The organism is Paucibacter sp. XJ19-41 (assembly GCF_028462495.1).
Taxonomy (GTDB): domain Bacteria; phylum Pseudomonadota; class Gammaproteobacteria; order Burkholderiales; family Burkholderiaceae_C; genus Roseateles_E.
On record NZ_JAQOWX010000030.1, the window covers coordinates 47523 to 47991 of the forward strand.

The window sequence follows — 469 nt, forward strand, 5'->3', positions numbered from 1 at the left end:
GCACAGGCCTGCGGCCCGGTGCTTGTCGGCGGGTACCGCGCCGCAGATGCTGCGCCTGGCCGAGGTCGAGGCGCTGCTGAGCTCGCCGGTGCTGGTGGTCGATGCCTGCCGACGGGGCCTGCAGCTGGCATCGGCCGAAGGCGACTTGTGGCGGCCGCTGGCGCGCCGGCCGGTGTTGTTCGCACTGGCGCGGGCGCTGGCAGCGGCCTGGCCGGTTGATGTCGATCGCGAGGGCTTGATCGAGACGGTGTTCCGCAGCCGCGATCCGGACGACACGCACCGAGCCCGGCTGCGGGTCGAGATCGGCCGGCTGCGCGGGCTGCTCGCGCCGCTGGCCGGCATCGAAGCCACGGCGCGCGGCTATGCGCTCAAGCCCCGCGACGGCCGCGAGCTCGTGCTGCTGGAACCGCCGATCGCCGGCGATCAGGCCGCGCTGCTGGCCCTGCTGGCCGATGGCGCGGCCTGGTCG

General features: G+C 75.1%; 1 pseudogene. It reads left to right on the forward strand.

What is annotated here, in order from left to right:
* Window positions 1-469, forward strand: a pseudogene (locus tag PO768_RS10445) (helix-turn-helix domain-containing protein); the annotation flags it as partial.